Genomic DNA, 18,444 nt, shown 5'->3' on the forward strand with positions numbered 1-18,444 from the left:
AGTAAGGCCAACAGCGCTTACCTTGCCCGCCGTATAAGGGGCCATTCCGGTCCCCGACCCGACACCCCGCGGCAATGAACGAGCAAACCCGAAAAATCCATTATTTCTTCTTTGGGCAGGATTTTTCCGACGGGTTGCGCATCACCTTCGCCATTCTGCTGCCGGCCCTGGTCTTCGCCCAGCTGGGGCAGTTCCCGACTGGCCTGACGCTTTCCACCGGGGCCGTATGCATCAGCATCACCGACTTGCCTGGCCCCATCGAGCACAAGCGCAACGGCATGCTCTACGGCTGCGTGTGCGCGTTTCTGGTGGCGGTGCTCACGGGGCTGGTCCAGCACTCCAACTGGCTGCTGGGCCTGGAAGTAGCGGTGCTGAGCTTCGCGTTTACGATGCTGCTGGTGTACGGGGCCCGGGCCGGGGCGCTGGGGTCGGCGGCGCTGCTGGTCATGATTCTGATGATGGATCAGCCCCTGACGCCGGCCCAGATTCTGCCCCACGCCGGCCTGATTCTGGCTGGCGGCGTGTGGTACATGGTGCTCAGCATGCTGCTTCACCAGGTGCGGCCCCACCGGGCGGCCCGGCAGGCCCTGGCCGGCTGCATCCACAGCGTGGCCGAGTTTCTGATGATCAAGGCCGAGTTCTACAGCCTGGAAACCAATCTGGAAGACGACTACCGCCGCCTGGTGGCCCAGCAGGTAGTGGTCAGTGAAAAGCAGGATGCCGTGCGCGAAGTGCTGTTCCGCAGCCGGCAGCTGATCAGCGAATCGACGATGCGGGGGCGGCGGCTGGTCGTCACCTTTATCGACGTGGTGGACTTGTACGAGCATATTACGGCCACTTACTACGACTACGCCGCCCTGCGCGCCCAGTTTGGCCACACCGGCGTGCTGGCCGAAGTAGCCCGCATGATTCGGCACATGGCCGTGGAGCTGGACCACATCGGGGCCGCTATTCAGGCCAACCGGCCCTACACCACCCGGGCCAAGCTCAAGGGGCAGCTCGAAGACCTGAAGGTGCGCATCGACGCCATCGGGGAGGAGGGCAGCGCGGGCAGCAACCTGGTGCTGAAAAAGATTCTGGTGAACCTGCGCACCCTGACCCAGCGCGTCAACGACATTCTGAACTACTTCGACACCACCAAAATCAGCGCCGCCAGCGGGCGGGAGCTGGACGTGTCGCGCTTCGTAACCCGGAACGAGTACGACCTGAAAGTTATCCGCGACAACCTGACGTTCAACTCCTCCGTGTTTCGCCACGCCATCCGGATGACGCTGGCCTGCGCCGTGGGCTTCATTGCCTCCAAGCTGCTGTTTCCCGGCTCCCACAGCTACTGGATTCTGATGACGACCACCTACATGCTCAAGCCCGGCTTCAGCCTGACCAAGGAGCGCAACTACCAGCGCGTGCTGGGCACGCTGGCCGGTGGCGTCATCGGGGTGCTGATCTTGTGGCTGATACCCGACCAGACCGCGCAGTTTGTGCTGATGGTGCTGCTGATGATTGTGTCCTACAGCTTCCAGCGCACCAACTACATCATCACCGTAACCTGCCTGACGCCCTTTATCCTGATTATGTTCAGTTTGCTGGGCGTGGGCTACCTGGGCGTTATCGAGGAGCGCGTGGTGGACACGCTCATTGGCTGCGCCATTGCGTTTTCGGCCGGCTACCTGCTGTTTCCGCGCTGGGAGTCGGAGCAGCTCCAGGATTTCATGCGCAACGTGCTGCGGGCCAACCTTCAGTACCTGCACAAGCTGGCCGAAAGCATTGCGGGCGTCAGCTTCCGCCAAACCGACTACCGGCTGGTGCGCAAGGAAGTCTACGTCAGCTCGGCCAACCTGTCGGCCGCTTTCCAGCGCATGCTGTCGGAGCCTAAAAGCACCCGGCGCAGCAGCAACGAGGTTTATGAGTTCGTAGTGCTGAACCACATTCTGGCTTCCAACATTGCCTCCATCACCTCGGCCGCTCCGGCGGGGCTGGCCCTGAGCCCTACCTTGCGCAAGCCCTTGCGCCTGGCGCTGGCCACGCTCGGCCGCAGCCTGAAAAAGCTCGACGCCACCGCCCCGGAACCCGCCGCCGACTTCCTGACCGTCGAAGCCGACGCCTTTCCTCGGCAGGTGCTCACGCCCGAGGAAAACCTGCTGCGCGAGCAGCTGGAGTTTATCCAGAAAATTAGCAGCGACATCGGTAAGACCACCGACGCCATTCTGGTTTGAACAAGCCCGCTGATAAGCTACCGGGCCGTTGCCGGGCCCGGCTGGCGGGCCGCGGCGGGGCGTACGTACAGGCAATAATACAGCCCACCGTGGACCATGCCCGTAAGGCTGTAGACCAAAAGCAAGGCCAGCGGTTTGGCTTCGGGCTGGCTACTGGCGGCAAGTAGCGCCGCCAGCAGCAGGCCCGGCAGGCTGCCCAGCAGCAGAAAAGGCCACATGCTGCGGGTGTGCGCCAGCAGGGTTTGGGCGCCAAGCAGAAAGCTGAAGCCGAGAAATACGTAGCCGTACCAGTTGTAGCCCAGCTCAAAAAGCGGCATGCCAAGCAGGGCGCCAATCCATTGCGGCAGCGGCAAGTGTAGCAGCTCGGCCCAGCTGCACCACGCCAGGCCCGGAAAGGCCATGCGCAGGTAAGCGCCGGCCAGGACACTGGCCAGCAACAGCAGCAGGTAGCGCAGAAGGTGCTTCATAGGAAGAAAAAGCGCAGCGGAGGACTATTTACAAACCGTGGTCGAAGGCAAACTGGAGCAGGGCCGCCATGTTGGTCAGCTCCAGCTTGTGCATGATGTTGCGCCGGTGCGTGCCCACGGTAAACTCCGACAACGACAGGCGTTCGGCTATTTCCCGGGTAGTCAGCCCCGTCCGGATCAGCCCGACTATCTCCCGCTCGCGGGCAGAAAGGCGGTGCAGGCGCAGCAGGGGCTCGGTGGCGGCACCACTGGCAGCGGCCGCCAGGCGCGGCCGCACCGGAAAAATCCGTTGCCCGGCGTGCACGCCCCGAATGGCGGCCAGCAGCTGCTCGGCATCCGCCGACTTGGCCAGAAAGCCGTGGGCCCCGGCGGCGGCTACCCGCTCAATCAGCTCGGGGGCGGCGGCGGTGCTGAAGACGAGCACCCGCAGCTGGGGCCACCGCTGTTGCAGCAGGGGCAGCACCGTCAGCCCGTCGGGGCCGGGAATGTGCAGATCGAGCAGCAGCACGTCGGCCGGCAGGGGGTGGGAGGCGTGCTCCAACCAGTCGAGCAGGGCGTCGCCCGAGGCCAGCTGCGCTACCACCTGCATATCGGCTTGCCCGGCCAGCAGCAGCGCCAGGCTCTGCGTCAGCATCACATGGTCATCAACGATAAGCAGACGACAGGAGTCGGGCGCCATAGAGCGGAAGAAATTGGGAGAAATTGGAATCGAATGGCAATTAACAAGGAATTTGTACGACAATACTAGTTCCGTGCGAAGAACTGTCGATGTGCACCCGCCCCCGCAGATAATCGGCGCGGGCCTGCACGCCGCGCAGCCCGATTCCGCTGCCGCTGCCGCTCGGGGTCTTGCTGAAGCCTTGGCCGTTGTCTTCCACCAGGATTTCCAGCTCGGCCGGGTGGCGCAGCAGCTGCACCGAAACCTCGGTGGCCCGCGAGTGCCGGATGGCGTTGTTCAGCAGCTCGGCCGCAATGCGGTAAGCCGCCAGTTGCACGGGCTTGGGCAGGTCGTCGAGGGTGGTGTCGCAGTAGGTGCGCACCGCGGGGCGGCCGTAGACGTTGTGCAGCTCGCCCAGCGCCGTTATCGACTCGGCCAGGGTGCCCCGGCCCGGCTCGGTGGGCAGCAGCGCGTGGCTGTAGGTCCGCACTTCGTCGCGCAGGTGGCGTAGCAGCAGCTCGGTGTGGCGGGCCACGGCCGCGGCGGCCGGCGAGCTGGCCAGGGCCTCGCGCATGGCCGGACCCTGCCAGGCCATGTGCAGCGCCGCCAGGTTGGGCCCCAGCGCGTCGTGCAGCTCCCGGGCCAGCTGGGTCCGCTCTTCTTCCTGGGCCGCAATCAGGCGGGCGCCCTGGGCGTTGCGCTGGCGCAGCTGCCGGATGCGCAACTTTTCATTTTGCCGCAGCGTGTGCCGAAACCGGCCCGTGAGCAGGGCGCTCAGCACCAGCAGCTCCAGCACCAGCCCCCAGGCCAGGGCATTGGGCTTCAGTAGGTTGAAGTTGGTAAGGCCCAGGTGGTTGAGCCAGAATAGCAGAAAGCCGACGAAGAAGAAAAAATAGGTGAGGGCGTAGTAGGCCGCCAGCTTGCGCCGCCGCGAGAGCAGCACGGCCAGTAGCGCCACCCAGCCATACACGAAGATGGCCAGCAGCAGCACTTCCCGGATGCCATTGAGCACGGTGGGGTAGAAAGCCCCCGAGCGCACGGCCAACGGGAAAACCAGGGCATAGATTCCGGCGAAGCCGGCGGCAGCCAGGGCCACCGCGTTGCCGGCCCGATAGAGGCGGGGCCAACCCGCCCGCAGCCGCAAAAACGACTGCATGATGCGCACGCCGCAGGCCGCGGCCAGCAGCAGCAGATTGAACTGCCCCACCGACCATACTACCTGGTACAGAAACGTCGGTAGCACCCAGGCATCGAACCCATCTTCCATCAATAGAAAAAGCGTCACGCAGAGCACGTACAGCACGTACCAGATGTGGATCCGGTCGCGCAGGAAGGCAAACAGCACCAGGTTGAACAGGGCGCTGCTGGTGTAAAAGCCCAGCAGCCAGACCCAGTGCCGGTCGAAGGGGGCGTGCACTTCCCAGGCCAGAAACTGCTCGGTGGTTTCGATGTAGGTGGGCAGGTACAGCGCCCCCGCGTAGTGGTCGACGCGCAGGTAGAGCACGGCCCGCTGCCCGGCTTCGAGCACAAACGGAAAGCTGAGCGAGCGGGCCGGGTAGGGCCGGGCGCTGGCCGGCTGCCAGGAGCTGGCCGCCACCTGGCGAAACTGTGGCTGCCCTTGGGCCCGAAAGTAAAGCCGGGCGCTGTCGGTAAAATTGTAGATGCTCCAGAGGTAGCGGGCGCGCTGCGGGGCCGTGTTGGCCACGGCAATGCGCAGCCACACGCGCTGGTGCAGGAAACCCAGGCTCAGGGCCTTGTGCCAGGGCCCCGGCTGGAAGGCCCCGGCCCGCCACATGCTATCGGCCCGCTCGGGGCTGGCCGGCACCGCGAAGGGCTCGGTGTAGTAGCGGTACACTTCCGAGAGGTGACGGTGGTTTTCATCGTTCAGGTACAGCGTGTCGAGTACGACGGGCGTTTCGTCGTCGGCTGGCTGGGCCAGGCTACGCGCCGAAAAGCTGAGCAGGAAGACGCAGAGCGCCAGCAGACGAAGCAGCACGGTGGAAAAGGTTGGATAAGCCGGGAAGTACGGGTGGTGTACTCCCTTACGAGAGAGTGTGTTGCCCGTCACGGCGCCCACTTGGTGCGCCTGCTATTCGTAGTATTCATACTGGTACCGGTAGAAGGCGGGTTTGGCGCTGCGGGCATCGGTGGTTTCGCCTTGCAGCAGCCCGCTAGGCAAATAGGAGAACACCGCGTAGCCGGCCCGGCCCGGAGCCGAGTCGGTGGTAAGGCTGCCTTCCCGGCCGATGAGCTGCCCCAAGGCGTTGTAAGTGTAGTGCACCACGTTGCGCACGAGCTGCTCCCGCGCCCCCGAATGCACGGAGTGGTTGATTTCCTGCCGGATAAGCCGGTGCTGCTGGTCGTAGAAACGGCGGCGCTGGGCGTGCAGCCCCCGGCCCTGGCGCAGGGCCGCCAGCAGGCGGCCCGGGTCGGGGAAGCCGGTGGCGTCGGGCGCGTAGCGCACGGCCTTTGCCCGGCTGGTTTCCGGCAAATTCAGCTTACCGTTTTCCACGAGTAAGCCCTGGCGGTACAGCAGATAATCGGCCTGGAAGCTGGTAATTTCCTGTTTCTCGTTGTAAAAGCAGGTCAGACTCAGCACCGTGTCGGGGTGGGGAGAAAGGCGCAGGCTGCGCTGGTAGTAGGCCGGGTAGAAGTAGTGCTGCACGTTCAGGGCCTGCCCCCTGATTTCGGTCAGCAGGGTGTCGCCGCTGCGGTACAGGCGTTTCTCACTCACGATGTCGTGTTTGCCATCGGGCTGCACCACCTCCTGCTGGCCCCGTCCCAACGAAGGATTGTAAGTAGTTATTACCGTGTAGGGCCGTTTGGGGTGGGCATACTCGACCAGGGCCGTGCAGAGCCCGTCCGCGTTGAAGCTCCACTGCCGGCGCACCCGGCGGGGGGAAATTCCCACCTGCGTCCAGCGGCCCTGGGGGTCGACGCCCTGGTACTCCACCGTGTCCTGCACCTGGCCCTCACTGTTGAGCCGCACCTTCAGCACCGCGCGCACTTTGTGGCGGGCATACAGGTGGCGCGTGGCCGAGTCGGGCTCCACCTTAATCGAGCCATCGGCATCAACGGGAATGATGGGCTGCACCAGAATGCTGGTTTGGGTCGGCGGGGGCGAGGGCTGCGCCTGGTGCGGCAGCCGCCACTGCGTTTGTTCCCACAGCCGGGGCTGGCGCAGCGAAGGGGCCTGGGCGTAGCCGGGCTGCGCGGCCAGGATACTCAGCATGAGTGCGGCGGAGGCGGGAAAGAAGCGCATAGAATAACGAAATAGGGTTAGGTAGAAAGCTATAAGATAAGGCTTTGAACCCAGGAAAGCCAGGCACGAAACAGGCCCCGCCGGGTGGGCGGGGCCTGCAAGGTATCCTAACGGGCGCAGATTATTTCGCGGCCTGTGTTTCGGGCTTCAGCGTGCGGCCCAGCCACTCGAAAAACACCCGCTGCCAGAGCACCGCGTTCTGGGGCTTCTGAATCCAGTGGCCTTCGTTGGGGAAGTACAGAAAGCGGCTCGGAATGCCGCGCAGCTGGGCCGAGCCGAAGGCTTCCATGCCCTGGCCCTCGGGCACCCGGAAGTCTTTGCCGCCGTGAATCACCAGAATCGGGGTGTCCCACTTGCCCACGAACTGCTGGGGGTTAAACTCGGTGTAGCTCTTGTGCAGCGGCATTTCCCAGGGGGCGGCCCCGATGTCGTGCTTGGCAAAGAACATTTCCTCGGTGCTGGGGTACCAGCTGGTCAGGTCGAACAGGCCGGCGTGGGCAATAAAGGTTTTGAAGCGGCCTTCGTGGTGGCCGGCCAGGTAGTACACCGAGAAGCCGCCGTAGGAGGCGCCCACGCAGCCGCGCCGGTCCTTATCCACGAAGGGCTCCTTGCTCACGTCGTCGATGGCCGAGAGGTAGTCGCGGATGGGCTGTCCGCCCCAGTCGCCCGAGATGCTGTTGTTCCACTCGGTGCCGAAGCCGGGCAGGCCGCGCCGGTTGGGCGCCACGATGATGTAGCCGTTGGCGGCCATCAGCTGAAAGTTCCAGCGGTACGAGAAGCTCTGGGTAATGGGGCTCTGGGGGCCGCCCTGGCAGTAGAGCAGGGTCGGGTACTTCTTCGCGGGGTCGAAGTCGGGCGGGTAGATGACGTACACCTGCATCTGCTTGCCGTCGGTGGTCGTCACGCGGCGGTTTTCCACTTTGCCCATCGTCACGCTGGCCAGCTGTTCCTGGTTGAGGCTGGTCAGCGCGGTTTCCTTGCCGGTTTTCAGGTCGAGGCGCACCAGGTCGGCGGGGCTGCTGATGGTGGTTTTGTTGGCCACCGCCTGGTCTTTGCCCACCAGCTCAAACGAATTGTAGTTCTGGGCGCCCTGGGTGAGCTGCTTGATTTTGCCGCCCTTGCTCGGTACCGAAAACAGCTGGTCGGTGCCCTGCACCACGCCCACGAAGTAGATGGTTTTGCCGTCGGCGCTCCAGCGGATGTTGGTGGCCGTCTGCTCCGAGCCCTTGGTAATGTCCGCGCGCTGCTTGGTTTTGAAGTCGTACACCACGATGCCGTTGCGGTCGGCCTCGAAGCCCGGCGTGGCCATGCTCAGCCAGGCCACCTTGCTGCCGTCGGGCGAGAAGATGGGCTCCACGTCGTAGCCTTCCAGGCCCTGGCTCAGGTTCTCGGTTTTGCCGTCCCGGATGCTGTAGAGGTAGATGTCGGAGTTGGTGCTTTCGGCCTCGGCCTTGCCCGTGAGCTTGCGCGAGGTGTAGGCCAGGCTGTAGCCGTCGGGCGCAAAGGCCAGCTGCTCGGAGCCGGCCAGCGGGGGCAGGGGCGCATCAAACTTCTCCCCGGTCATGGCGTCCTTGCCGTAGCCGGTGGGCTTGCCATCGGCCCCAACGGGCTGGAAAAACACGTGCGACACCTTGTAGTCGTCCCACACGTTCCAGTGGCGGTAGTTCAGGTCGTCGATGATGCGCGCGTCGGCCTTGGGCAGGTCCGGAAACCAGTCCTTCACTTCCTTGCCCGTTTTCACGTCCTGGGTGTAGAGGATGAAGTTGCCCTTGGGCGCGTATTTCAGGTTGCTGAGGCCTTCCTCGGGGAACTGGCTGAGCTGCTGCTTGCCCGAGCCGTCGGGGTTGATGACGTAGAGTTGGTCGGTGCCGCCCTCACTGGAAAGAAACGTGAGCTTGCCGTCGGGCCGCCAGTTCAAGGTATTTTCCGAGGTGGGCGTGTTGGTGAGCTGCTTCACCGGGCCGCCGGCCACGGGCACCAGGTAAATATCGGCGCTGCCTTTGTTGTCGCCGAGGCTGTAGCGCGTCACGGTGAAAGCCACGGTTTTCTGGTCTGGCGACACCTGCATTTCACCCAGGCGGCCCAGCTGCCAGAGCTTTTCCGGGGTCAGGACCGAGGATTGGGCCGCCGCGGCCAGGGGCAGGAGGGCCAGCGCGGCAAGGAAAGGTTTTCTCATGGGGAACGGTGGAAAAAGGAATTGGTAGTGCAAGGTAGCTGTCAGTTGTTAGTTGTCCGTTGATGGTTGTCTGTCATCCTGAGCCCAGCGAAGGACCTTCTGGGATAAGAACGACCAGCGTAACAACGACTTGTTCAGGCGTGGTAAGGTCCTTCGCTGGGCTCAGGATGACAGACGGCTAATAACCAACAACTAACAACTAGCAACAATCAACAATCAACTAGGCTTACCTTGCGCCCATGCCCGATTTTCGTCTTCGCGTCTTTCAGTCGGTGGCCCGCCATCTGAGCTTCACCAAAGCCGCCCAGGAGCTGTTCATCACCCAGCCCGCCATTACCAAGCACATCCGGGAGCTGGAGCGCAGCTACGCCCAGCGGCTGTTTGAGCGGCGCGGCAACCGCGTCACGCTCACCGAAGCCGGCCGCCTGCTCCTGACCCACGCCGACGCCGTCGAAAGCCTGCACCAGCAGCTCACCGACCAGCTCCACGGCCTGCACGCCGAAGCCGCCGGCCGCCTGCGCCTGGGGGCCAGCACCACGCTGGCCCAGTACGTGCTGCCGCCCATTCTGCCCGGCTTCCAGGCCCGCTTTCCCCACATCGAGCTGACGCTCTACAACGGCAACTCCGAGCAGATTGCCGAGTCGCTGCTCCACGGCCACATCGACCTGGGTTTCGTGGAAGGACAGGTGAAAAACCGCGACCTGCACTACGAGCCCCTGCTCGACGACGAGCTGGTGGCCGTGCGCCGCGCCACCCCGGCGGGCCCGCCCCCCGCCCCCCTGCCCCTGATTGAGGCCCTGCGCCACCCGCTGGTGCTGCGGGAGCGGGGCTCGGGCACGCTGGAAGTGCTGGAATTTGCCCTGCGCACCCACAAAGTCAAGCTCTCCGACCTGAAGGTGGCCCTGTACCTGGATAATACCGAGGCCATCAAGTCGTATCTGGAAGCGGCGGCCGACTGCCTGGGCTTCGTGTCGAAGCAGGCGCTGAAGAAGGACATTGAGGCCGGCCGGCTCGAAATAGTGCCGGTGCAGAACCTCACGCTGGCCCGGCAGTTTGAGGCCGTATGGTTGCAGGGGCAGCCGCTGGCAGCCCCGGCAAGGCGGTTTTTGCTGTACGCCCAACAGGCCTTCAGTCAGTCGTAGTATAACCTGAGGTAATACTCCATAATCATTTTTGATTATCGAAGCGGGTAGGGGAAGCGTACTTTTGGGGTAGTTATTGCTCCCGCCCCACCCATGAAAGTTTCCCACCACCCCGCCCCGCAACTGTCCTCCCCGGAAGCGGCGCACAGTGCGTTTGCCGCCTTTTTGCGGCATCCGCTGCCGGCTTTTCCGTCTCTCACCCCGCAGCGCCTGCTGTTTGCCCTGGCCCTGCTCGTGTGCGTGTCGCCGCTGGGCTCCCCGCCGCTGGCGCTGCTGCTGGGGCTGCTCGTGGCCCTGGTGATTGGCAACCCGTTTCAGGCCCAGAGCCGGCGTATTACGGGCAAGCTGCTGCAGTGGTCGGTCATTGGGCTGGGCTTTGGCATGAACGCCCACGCGGCGGTGCAGGCCGGGCAGGAGGGCATTCTGTTCACGGTGGCTTCCATTGCCGGCACGCTCACGCTGGGCTACTTCGTGGGCCGCTGGCTGCGTCTCGACCGGAAAACGTCCCACCTGATTGCCAGCGGCACGGCCATTTGCGGGGGCAGCGCCATTGCCGCCGTGGGCCCGGTTATCAAGGCCGACGAGTCGCAGATGTCGGTGGCGCTGGGCGCGGTGTTTATCCTGAACTCGGTGGCGTTGTTCGTCTTTCCGCAGCTGGGCCACGCCCTGCACATGAGCCAGAACCAGTTTGGCCTCTGGTGCGCCATTGCCATTCACGATACCAGCTCGGTGGTGGGCACGGCCAGCCACTACGGCGACCAGGCCCTGCAGATTGCCACCACCGTGAAGCTGGCCCGCGCCCTCTGGATTATCCCGGTGGCCCTGGGCACGGCGTTCCTGTTCAAAACGCCCGGCGCGAAAGTCAAGCTGCCCTACTTCATTCTGGGCTTTATCGGGGCCATGCTGCTCAATACCTACGTGCCGGCGCTGACGCCCCTGGCCCCGGTGGCGGTGAAGCTGGCCAAGGTGGGCCTCACCCTGACGCTGTTCCTGATTGGGGCCGGGCTGTCGGCCCAGGTGCTGCGCTCGGTGGGGATGCGGCCCTTCGTGCAGGCCGTGCTGCTGTGGCTCACTATTTCGGCCGCCTCGCTCTACGCCATTCTGCACACGGTAAGCTAAGCCCCAAAAAATCCGCGCGGCTGTAAGTCGTGACCCTGCGACTCACAGCCGCGCCCTTGCGACTTCCGGTCGCGGTATTGCGACTCACAGTCGCAACCTTGCGACTCCGAGCTGCGCCTCTGCGACTCACAGTCGCGGTATTGCGACTCCTAGTCGCGACACTGCGACTCGAAGACGCGACGTTGCGACTGTGAGTCGCGGCATTGCGGCTTGGAGTCGCAATACCGCGACTCGGAGTCGCGAAGCAATCTGGCGCTGTCGGCTTGGGCCATGAAGCGAAAAGAGGCCGTTCCTTGGTAGGAATGGCCTCTTTTCGGTTTGCTGCCGGATAGCCTACTTGTCGTCGGATTTCTTACGGCCCGAGCCACTTTGCTTGCCGCCGCCGTCGTGCTTGTTGACGGTGGCCCAGGCCCGGCGCTCGGCCTCGTCTTCCGGGAGGCCGCGCTTTTCGTAGCCTTCTTCGATATGTGCCGCCTGCCGCTTTTGCTTGTCGGGGTAGGCCGATTTGTCTGCTCCGGGCAGGCTTGAAAAGTCGTTAGGTGGCAGAAAGAGCGGTCTGGGGGCTCAAAACCCCATACGCGGCCCCCGTGGGGGTGTTATGTCGAGCTTGGCGGCAGGGGAGTTGCGCCGGGCTACCTATCTTCGCCCATCCATTTCCGCCAATTCTTGCCGCCATGCGCCAGCTCGCCGACATTCCGCATCCGGATGCCAAAATCACGCTCTTTTCCTGGAACGGGAAATACCTCATCAAGCTGGAAAAAGGCCCTTTCGAGCAAACCTACAAGGTGAGCGAAATGGACGTGACCAGCGAGGCCGACGTGCGCCTGCTGCTCGACGAGGAGTTCATTGCCGCCGCCGTGCTGCGCTTCACCCAGATGCGCCACGATTTGCAGGCGGCCTTCGAGCGGCACGATATTTATTAACCGCAGCCCACGCTGCTTTTGCCTTCTGACTTATTCCCGATTCTTTCGACCATGAAATTCCTTGTTTCCACCCTGTTGCTGGCGGCCTGTTTCAGCCTCGTGACGCCCAAAGCCAGCGCCCAGCTCTACGAAGCCCGCACCAGCACCGTCAACTTCGAGAAGAAGGAGCGCGACGCGGTGAAGGTGCAGGTGGAAGGCACCGCCGCCTGGACCCGCGACTTCTGGCAGAGCTGGCTGAAAGACACCTACAACATCCGCCTCAAGGGCGACGGGGTGTTTGGAGTGGGCAAAAAAGACGTGCTGGTGGCCAAGCAAACTCCCGCCTCCAGCGTGTCGGGCAAGCTCATCGACTTCTACTCGATGGTTACCTCCCCATCGGACACGACCTCGGAGCTGTCGGTTTTCGCCGCGTTTGGTGCCGATACCTTTCTGAACCCCGATAAAACCCCGACCGAGTTTGCCGCCCTGCGCAGCATGGCCCAGAGCTTCGCCGGCGCGGCCCGCATCAAGGCCTACAAGGAAAAGATTGCCGAGGCCGAAAAGCAGCTCAAGGACGCCGAGAAGGAAAAGGAGCGGCTGCAAAAGGAAATTACTTCGCTCGACGCCAACACGACCAGCAACCTGGCCCGCATCGAGGCCCTGAAGCAAACCAACATCAGCAACACCCTGAAAGCCCGCGAAGACTCGGTGAAGCTCATCACCAACGGCCAGCAAATGGAGCTGCGCAAAGTGCAGCTGCAAAAGCGCCGTGACCGTCTGTCGGCTCTGGACCGTAAATAGGCTGCTTCCACCCCGCTGAACAGCTCCTCCCTATGGAAAAAGACCCGTCGCCCCTCGATACCCTGCGCCAGCTCAAAGAATGGTTGGACGCGGGCACTATTACCCAGGCCGAGTTTGACACGCTGAAGCAAAAGCTGCTGTTCAGCGAGCCGACCCCGCCCGCCGCCGCGCCAGTGCCACCGGGGCCGGTGCCGCCGGTTACGGCCGCGCCGCCCGTAGCTCCCAGCCTGCCCAGCACGCCGCCGCCACCGGTGCTCGTGCCGATTGTGTCGGAGCCGGAGCGGCCGGTTACGCCACCTATTTCGTCGTTGCCGCCCACCTCGCCCACGGCCCCGCCGGTGGTGCCCCTCAACCCGTCCGCCGCGCCCACCCGCCCCGCCGAGCCCATTTACTCTAGCGTACCGCCGCCCCCAACTCCCGCCTTCGAGGCCGCGGAGCTGCCCGACGAGCCCGATGAAGCGGCTTACGTGGCCCCGGCCCGCAGCCCGCTGTCGACCATTCTTATCGTGGGGGGCATCCTGGCCCTGCTCGCGCTGATTGCCTACCTGACGCTGGGCAACCGCGAGTCGGAGCACCTGAGCAGCATCAGCCAGACCGGCCAGGACTCGCTCAGCACCAGCCCTGAGGTTGGGCCCCAGGCCGAGCAGATTGACCTGCCCCCCGCTGCCGCGCCCGAAACCGTGCGCGTGGCCCCGGCCTTGCCACCCGCTACGGCTCCGGCCGTTGATTCGGCGGCGGCCCAGCCCGCCACTGCGCCGGCCCCGGAAGCTACGCCCGCCGCACCCCCCGCCGACGACAGCGCCGTGCGCAGCCGCATCGAAAGCACCCTGTCGGCTTACTACGAGGATATGAAAGCCGCGCCGTTCAGTGCCGCGCAGTATTTCGCGCCCTCCGTCGAGCGGTTCTATACCCTGCAGAATACCACGCCGGCCGCCATCAACGAGGAGCTGACCCGCAGCCACTTCCCCGAGTTTCTGGAAGCCTCCTCCGAAATCGAGCCGGGCAGCCTGCAGATCAGCGACGCGGCCAACGACGGGTCGCGCGTGGTGACCTTCCTGGAGAAAAGCCAGGCCTTCCGCCAGTCGCAGCAGAAGCACCAGCAAACCCGGGCCCAGGTGCGGGTGCGTTTCGATAAGAACTACAAAATCAAGTACCTGCGCCAGGAACGCCTCCTAGAAAACACGTTCACCGATTAGGCTAAGAACGCAGAACGTCATTCCGAGCTTGCCCAGGAATCTCGCGTGCTGACGTTGCAGTGCTTTATAACTAAAAATAGCTCACGCAACCGGGTTGCGTGAGCTATTTTTGTGTTTCAGCTATTCTTACTCATGCGTATTCCCGCTCTATACCGGCCGTTGTATCTAAGTGCGGCGCTGTTGGCCCTCGGCAGCCTGAGTTCCTGCCTGAAGATTATCAAGCCGGGCAAGCAGTTCACCGCCTACCAGCCCGCCACCGCCCCCGACTACGCCCAGCCCGATACCTGGGCCGCCCTGCCCACCCGCCGCGACTCGGCCGACGTGGTGCCCCTGGGCTCGGGCCTGCGCGACCAGCAGCAAACCGCCGTGGCCGACGTGTTCTACGTGCATCCCACGACCTATTACAAGAGCTTTTCCTGGAATGCCGACCTCGCCGATGCGCGCCTGAACCTGTTTACCGACAACAGCACCATTCGTAAGCAGGCCACCGTGTACAACGCCGCGGCCCGCGTCTACGCCCCGCGCTACCGGCAGGCCACGTTGTATTCTTTCTTTGATGAGAAGAGCAGCAACGGCAAAGAAGCCCTGGACCTGGCGTATTCCGACGTGAAAGCCGCGTTTCAGTATTACCTAGCCCACTACAATCAGGGCCGGCCCATCATCATTGCCGGCCACAGCCAGGGCACGTTTCACGCCACGCGCCTGCTCCACGAGTTTTTTGATAACAACCCCAAACTGCGCAAACAGCTGGTGGTGGCCTACCTCATCGGCTTCAAAGTCAAAACCGACGAGTACCAAACGCTGCGCCCCTGCCAGGATTCTACCCAGACCGGCTGCTACGTGGGCTGGAACTCGGTGGAAACCGGCAACGAGTACCCGCCCTTCGCCGGCGGTCTGGCCACCAACCCCCTCACCTGGATCCTCGACACCACGGCGGCCCCGGCCCGCCTGAACAGGGGAGGAGTGCCGCTCAATTTCGCCCGGATTGACACGGCCGTCGTCGGGGCCCAGGTGCACAATGGCCTGCTCTGGATCAACGTGCCCAAGCCCATCGGCTACCCGCGCTTTCTGCTGCCCGGCCAGCCCCAGCTCCGCCACTCCTTCCACATTGCCGACTACGCCCTGTTCTACCTCAACCTGCGCCGCAACGCCGTGACGCGGGTGCAGGCCTACACCGCCCAGCCCCAACGCCCGTAAAGCTCCTGTATGAAGAATATCAATTGGCCCCGCGTCCTGATTGGCCTGCTGGCCCTACTGCTGCTGGCCGCGCTGGCGAAGAATTTAATTGGGGGCGCTAGCCGGCGGAAGTCTGTGACGGAGCAAAGCCACTGATTGATTCTAGGCTTGTGTTATTCTGCCGAGTGTTTGCCTATAAAAGCGGGCTTACGGTTGCTTCCGCAATTTTTCAAGCACACTCTCCGTGAAAGGTGCCCAACGGTTAGCCGGGAATTCCTGCCGAAACTCGGTGTATCCTTGCCAGAACCAATCCTCTCTAAACCCGTCGAAGTCGTCAGCGGAAAGCAAAGCCAAATTGTGTAGCCATTGGGTAATAGCCCATACAAACCCAAGCCTTGTCTTATAACTGCGCCTGTGCCATAAGTTGAAGAGAAAGCTACGGCTGTAACTATGTTGCTTTATATCAACCATTGCCCAATAGAGCAATTCACGGTATAATTTCTTACGCGCTTCGGTCATGCGAATTAGATCTATAAAAAAAGCCCCGCTGGCATAACGCCAGCGGGGCTTTTTAGTGTATCAGCTTCTATAGCTTAGGCACCGATGGCCACGCGCTTGAAGTCGGTTACGGTCATGCCTTTCGACGTTTTGTCGAGCAGCTGAGCGATGGTCAGCGAGTTGTCTTTCACGAACTCCTGGTTCAACAGGGTGTTTTCCTTGTAGAACTTGTTCAGCTTGCCCTGGGCAATTTTCTCCAGCATAGCCTCGGGCTTGCCTTCGGCACGCGCCTGCTCTTTGCCGATTTCGATTTCGCGCTCGGTGATCGAAGCGTCTACGCCGTCTTTGTCAACGGCAACGGGCTTCATGGCTACGATCTGCATGGCTACGTCGCGGCCAACGGCAGCGGTATCAGCGTCGCCTACGTTCTTCAGGCCCACCAGTACGCCTTTCTTGCTGTCCGAGTGGATGTAGGAAGCTACTTTCTCGGCGGTCAGGGTGGCGTAGGTCAGGTTCAGCTTCTCGCCGATTTTGCCCATCAGGTCGGTGATGTGCTCCTGAATGGTCAGGCCATCATCTTCCTTGGTAGCCAGCAGCTCTTCCTGCGAGGTAGCGTTGGTGCGCACGGCAGCATCCAGAATACGCTGTACCAGCTCGCGGAAGTTGGCAACCTTGGCTACCGATTCCGTTTCGCAGGCCAGAGCTACCAGTTTGCCCGAGGTGCCGTCTTCGCTTACGGCTACGGCTACAAAGCCTTCCGACGTTTCGTTGTCAGCACGCTTGTCAGCAATTTTCTGACCCTGCTTGCGCAGAATGTCACGGGCAGCTTCGAAGTCGCCATCGGCTTCGGTCAGCGCTTTTTTGCAATCCATCATGCCTGCACCGGTCATGGTGCGGAGCTTGTTCACGTCTGCGGCGGTAATTGCGGCCATTCTTGTGAGAGTTAAGAGGAGGGGATGTTATGAGAATAGAACCGGCCGGAGTAGGGGCCGGTTCTGAATAGGCAACAGAAGAGGAGGAGTACCTAAAGAAAAAGGGAACACCGGAGCCGAGTGCTTCGCATGTTCCCCTCTTCTCACTAGGTAGCCGGACTATTCGTCAGCAGCCAGCTTTTCTTTGATGCCTTCGTCTTCCGACTGCTTCTTGTCAGCTTCGTCTTTGTCGACTTTGCGCTCCGACAAGCCTTCTTCGATAGCCTTGCTGATGATACCAACGATCAGCGAAATTGACTTCGAGGCGTCGTCGTTAGCCGGAATCGGGAAGTCTACCAGCTCGGGGTTCGAGTTCGTATCGCAGATAGCGAAAACGGGGATACCGAGTTTCTGGGCTTCTTTAACGGCAATGTGCTCACGCTTTACGTCCACAACGAACAGGGCAGCGGGCAGACGGCTCAGGTCGGCAATGCCGCCCAGTACACGCTCCAGCTTCTCCCGCTCGCGCGACAGCATCAGACGCTCACGCTTTGCAAGTGCTGCGTAGGCCGTGTTTTCCTTCACCATCTTGTCGATGGTGCTCATTTTCTTCAGCGACTTGCGAACCGTGGCGAAGTTGGTGAGCATGCCACCCAACCACCGGTCGGTAACGAATGGCATTTTCAGGCGCTTGGCCTCTTCGGTAACGATTTCCTGCGCCTGCTTCTTGGTAGCAACAAACATTACTTTCCGACCGCTCTTGGCGATGTTGCGGATAGCAGTGGCGGCTTGCTCCAGCGAAACCAGGGTTTTGTTCAGGTCAATAATATGGATGCCGTTCTTCTCCATGAAGATGTACGGCGCCATTTTCGGGTCCCACTTGCGCGTAAGGTGACCAAAGTGGGCACCTGCGTCGAGCAGTTCTTTATACGTGGTGGACTGAGCCATGATAAGGTTCCTCTGGGTTTAGCGTTTCGAGAACTGGAACGAACGACGAGCTTTGCGCTTACCGAATTTCTTACGTTCCACCATGCGGGGGTCACGGGTCAGGAAGCCTTCTTTTTTCAGGGCGGGCCGCACTTCGGCGTTGTCACCCACGAGGGCTTTCGAGATGGCCAAACGGATGGCTTCAGCCTGAGCCGAGATGCCACCACCGCGCACGTTCACCTTGATGTCATACTGGTTGAGCTGCTCAACCGTGTTCAAAGGCTGGTTCACGATGTTTTCCAGGAGTTCATTGCCAAAATAGGCTTTCATTTCCCGGCCGTTGATAGTGATATTCCCTTGCCCGGCTTGCATGTAGATGCGAGCCACCGAGGTTTTTCTTCTACCAGAGGTGTTGGAGATTTCCATTAATGAAGAATTAGAGAAAAAAGGGAAAGCGGATGAGGCTTACAGGTTTTTCAGATCAACAGCGGCGGGCTGCTGAGCCTGGTGAGGATGCTCGGCACCTTCGTACACGAACAGGTTGCGGAACTGCTCACGACCCAGACGGTTGTGGGGCAGCATGCCGCGCACAGCGTGCTCGATAACGCGGGTCGATGATTTCTCCATCACCTCACGCATCGATTTGCGCTTCTGGCCACCGGGGTAGCCCGAGTGCGACACGTAAATTTTTTCGGTCATCTTTTTACCCGTCACGCGCAGTTTGTCGGCGTTGATAACGATAACCGAATCGCCGCAATCAGAGTTGGGCGTGAACGAGGGCTTGTGTTTGCCGCGGAGGATATTGGCAACTTGGCTGGACAGACGGCCCAGGGTATTGTCACCAGCATCAATCACGACCCAGCCCTTGTTGGCGTTGGCTTTGTTGACGGACACCGTCTTGAAGCTCAGATGATCCATTGGGGAGTTGAGTAAGCGTTTGAAAATGAGAGAGAACCCAGCAAGGGTTCGGGAAAAACGGACACAAAGTTACCCTTT

Annotated in this window: 16 protein-coding genes; 7 read left to right on the plus strand and 9 right to left on the minus strand. The window is 62.1% G+C overall.

All coding sequences use genetic code 11. The annotated features are described in order from the left end of the window. Nucleotides 1-74: 74 nt before the first annotated feature. Entirely contained in the window at nucleotides 75-2,213 is a 2,139-nt protein-coding gene (locus tag E5K00_RS17145) for an FUSC family membrane protein (protein WP_135464505.1), read from the plus strand. A 17-nt stretch (nucleotides 2,214-2,230) separates the two neighbouring features. Here the strand turns inward: E5K00_RS17145 and E5K00_RS17150 are convergent, their stop codons facing one another. The 5 genes from E5K00_RS17150 to E5K00_RS17170 form a co-directional block, all read right to left on the minus strand. Then, nucleotides 2,231-2,680 (minus strand): hypothetical protein, encoded by a 450-nt coding sequence (locus E5K00_RS17150; RefSeq protein ID WP_135464506.1) that lies wholly within the window; start codon nucleotides 2,678-2,680, stop codon nucleotides 2,231-2,233. 28 nt (nucleotides 2,681-2,708) lie between these two features. Next, on the minus strand, nucleotides 2,709-3,359 hold the full coding sequence (locus tag E5K00_RS17155; protein ID WP_135464507.1) for a response regulator: 651 nt from the start codon (nucleotides 3,357-3,359) through the stop codon (nucleotides 2,709-2,711). A gap of 40 nt (nucleotides 3,360-3,399) precedes the next feature. After that, on the minus strand, nucleotides 3,400-5,334 hold the full coding sequence (locus tag E5K00_RS17160; RefSeq protein WP_135464508.1) for a sensor histidine kinase: 1,935 nt from the start codon (nucleotides 5,332-5,334) through the stop codon (nucleotides 3,400-3,402). Nucleotides 5,335-5,427: 93 nt separating this feature from the next. After that, nucleotides 5,428-6,600 carry a hypothetical protein gene (locus tag E5K00_RS17165; RefSeq protein WP_135464509.1) on the minus strand — a complete coding sequence of 391 codons (1,173 nt, stop codon included), beginning with the start codon at nucleotides 6,598-6,600 and terminating at the stop codon, nucleotides 5,428-5,430. 121 nt (nucleotides 6,601-6,721) lie between these two features. Further along, on the minus strand, nucleotides 6,722-8,776 hold the full coding sequence (locus E5K00_RS17170; protein ID WP_135464510.1) for a S9 family peptidase: 2,055 nt from the start codon (nucleotides 8,774-8,776) through the stop codon (nucleotides 6,722-6,724). Between the two features lie 239 nt (nucleotides 8,777-9,015). On the opposite strand from E5K00_RS17170, the gene E5K00_RS17175 reads away from it, so the two are divergent. The 6 genes from E5K00_RS17175 (at nucleotide 9,016) to E5K00_RS17205 (ending at nucleotide 15,133) form a co-directional block, all read left to right on the plus strand. Beyond that, nucleotides 9,016-9,918, plus strand: coding sequence for a LysR substrate-binding domain-containing protein (locus E5K00_RS17175; RefSeq protein WP_135464511.1), 903 nt, complete (start codon nucleotides 9,016-9,018; stop codon nucleotides 9,916-9,918). Nucleotides 9,919-10,011: 93 nt separating this feature from the next. Then, nucleotides 10,012-11,037 carry a YeiH family protein gene (locus E5K00_RS17180; RefSeq protein WP_135464512.1) on the plus strand — a complete coding sequence of 342 codons (1,026 nt, stop codon included), beginning with the start codon at nucleotides 10,012-10,014 and terminating at the stop codon, nucleotides 11,035-11,037. A gap of 674 nt (nucleotides 11,038-11,711) precedes the next feature. After that, nucleotides 11,712-11,960: a hypothetical protein gene (locus E5K00_RS17190; protein ID WP_135464513.1), complete on the plus strand. Its 249-nt coding sequence runs from the start codon at nucleotides 11,712-11,714 to the stop codon at nucleotides 11,958-11,960. Nucleotides 11,961-12,011: 51 nt separating this feature from the next. Then, nucleotides 12,012-12,740, plus strand: a complete 729-nt coding sequence (locus E5K00_RS17195) for a coiled-coil domain-containing protein (RefSeq protein WP_135464514.1) — start codon at nucleotides 12,012-12,014, stop codon at nucleotides 12,738-12,740. Between the two features lie 32 nt (nucleotides 12,741-12,772). After that, entirely contained in the window at nucleotides 12,773-13,936 is a 1,164-nt protein-coding gene (locus tag E5K00_RS17200; protein WP_135464515.1) for an SHOCT domain-containing protein, read from the plus strand. Nucleotides 13,937-14,068: 132 nt separating this feature from the next. Next, entirely contained in the window at nucleotides 14,069-15,133 is a 1,065-nt protein-coding gene (locus tag E5K00_RS17205) for a DUF3089 domain-containing protein (RefSeq protein WP_135464516.1), read from the plus strand. Between the two features lie 572 nt (nucleotides 15,134-15,705). Here the strand turns inward: E5K00_RS17205 and tsf are convergent. The 4 genes from tsf to rplM form a co-directional block, all read right to left on the minus strand. Further along, nucleotides 15,706-16,542, minus strand: coding sequence for a translation elongation factor Ts (gene tsf / locus E5K00_RS17215; RefSeq protein WP_135464518.1), 837 nt, complete (start codon nucleotides 16,540-16,542; stop codon nucleotides 15,706-15,708). Nucleotides 16,543-16,701: 159 nt separating this feature from the next. Beyond that, complete coding sequence (gene rpsB, locus E5K00_RS17220) at nucleotides 16,702-17,469, minus strand: 30S ribosomal protein S2 (RefSeq protein ID WP_135464519.1); 768 nt, start codon at nucleotides 17,467-17,469, stop codon at nucleotides 16,702-16,704. Between the two features lie 18 nt (nucleotides 17,470-17,487). Beyond that, nucleotides 17,488-17,874: a 30S ribosomal protein S9 gene (gene rpsI / locus E5K00_RS17225; protein ID WP_100337369.1), complete on the minus strand. Its 387-nt coding sequence runs from the start codon at nucleotides 17,872-17,874 to the stop codon at nucleotides 17,488-17,490. Between the two features lie 39 nt (nucleotides 17,875-17,913). Beyond that, nucleotides 17,914-18,366, minus strand: a complete 453-nt coding sequence (gene rplM, locus E5K00_RS17230; protein ID WP_135464520.1) for a 50S ribosomal protein L13 — start codon at nucleotides 18,364-18,366, stop codon at nucleotides 17,914-17,916. Between the last annotated feature and the right edge of the window lie 78 nt (nucleotides 18,367-18,444).

Origin of the sequence: Hymenobacter aquaticus (assembly GCF_004765605.1) — a bacterium.
GTDB classification, from domain to species: domain Bacteria; phylum Bacteroidota; class Bacteroidia; order Cytophagales; family Hymenobacteraceae; genus Hymenobacter; species Hymenobacter aquaticus.

Bases quoted from the DNA above. Each gene is read 5' to 3' on its own strand.
- E5K00_RS17145 (WP_135464505.1), top strand. From the start codon at position 75: ATGAACGAGCAAACCCGAAAAATCCATTATTTCTTCTTTGGGCAGGAT.
- E5K00_RS17150 (WP_135464506.1), bottom strand. From the start codon at position 2,680: ATGAAGCACCTTCTGCGCTACCTGCTGCTGTTGCTGGCCAGTGTCCTG.
- E5K00_RS17155 (WP_135464507.1), bottom strand. From the start codon at position 3,359: ATGGCGCCCGACTCCTGTCGTCTGCTTATCGTTGATGACCATGTGATG.
- E5K00_RS17165 (WP_135464509.1), bottom strand. From the start codon at position 6,600: ATGCGCTTCTTTCCCGCCTCCGCCGCACTCATGCTGAGTATCCTGGCC.
- E5K00_RS17170 (WP_135464510.1), bottom strand. From the start codon at position 8,776: ATGAGAAAACCTTTCCTTGCCGCGCTGGCCCTCCTGCCCCTGGCCGCG.
- E5K00_RS17175 (WP_135464511.1), top strand. From the start codon at position 9,016: ATGCCCGATTTTCGTCTTCGCGTCTTTCAGTCGGTGGCCCGCCATCTG.
- E5K00_RS17180 (WP_135464512.1), top strand. From the start codon at position 10,012: ATGAAAGTTTCCCACCACCCCGCCCCGCAACTGTCCTCCCCGGAAGCG.
- E5K00_RS17190 (WP_135464513.1), top strand. From the start codon at position 11,712: ATGCGCCAGCTCGCCGACATTCCGCATCCGGATGCCAAAATCACGCTC.
- E5K00_RS17195 (WP_135464514.1), top strand. From the start codon at position 12,012: ATGAAATTCCTTGTTTCCACCCTGTTGCTGGCGGCCTGTTTCAGCCTC.
- E5K00_RS17200 (WP_135464515.1), top strand. From the start codon at position 12,773: ATGGAAAAAGACCCGTCGCCCCTCGATACCCTGCGCCAGCTCAAAGAA.
- E5K00_RS17205 (WP_135464516.1), top strand. From the start codon at position 14,069: ATGCGTATTCCCGCTCTATACCGGCCGTTGTATCTAAGTGCGGCGCTG.
- tsf (WP_135464518.1), bottom strand. From the start codon at position 16,542: ATGGCCGCAATTACCGCCGCAGACGTGAACAAGCTCCGCACCATGACC.
- rpsB (WP_135464519.1), bottom strand. From the start codon at position 17,469: ATGGCTCAGTCCACCACGTATAAAGAACTGCTCGACGCAGGTGCCCAC.
- rpsI (WP_100337369.1), bottom strand. From the start codon at position 17,874: ATGGAAATCTCCAACACCTCTGGTAGAAGAAAAACCTCGGTGGCTCGC.
- rplM (WP_135464520.1), bottom strand. From the start codon at position 18,366: ATGGATCATCTGAGCTTCAAGACGGTGTCCGTCAACAAAGCCAACGCC.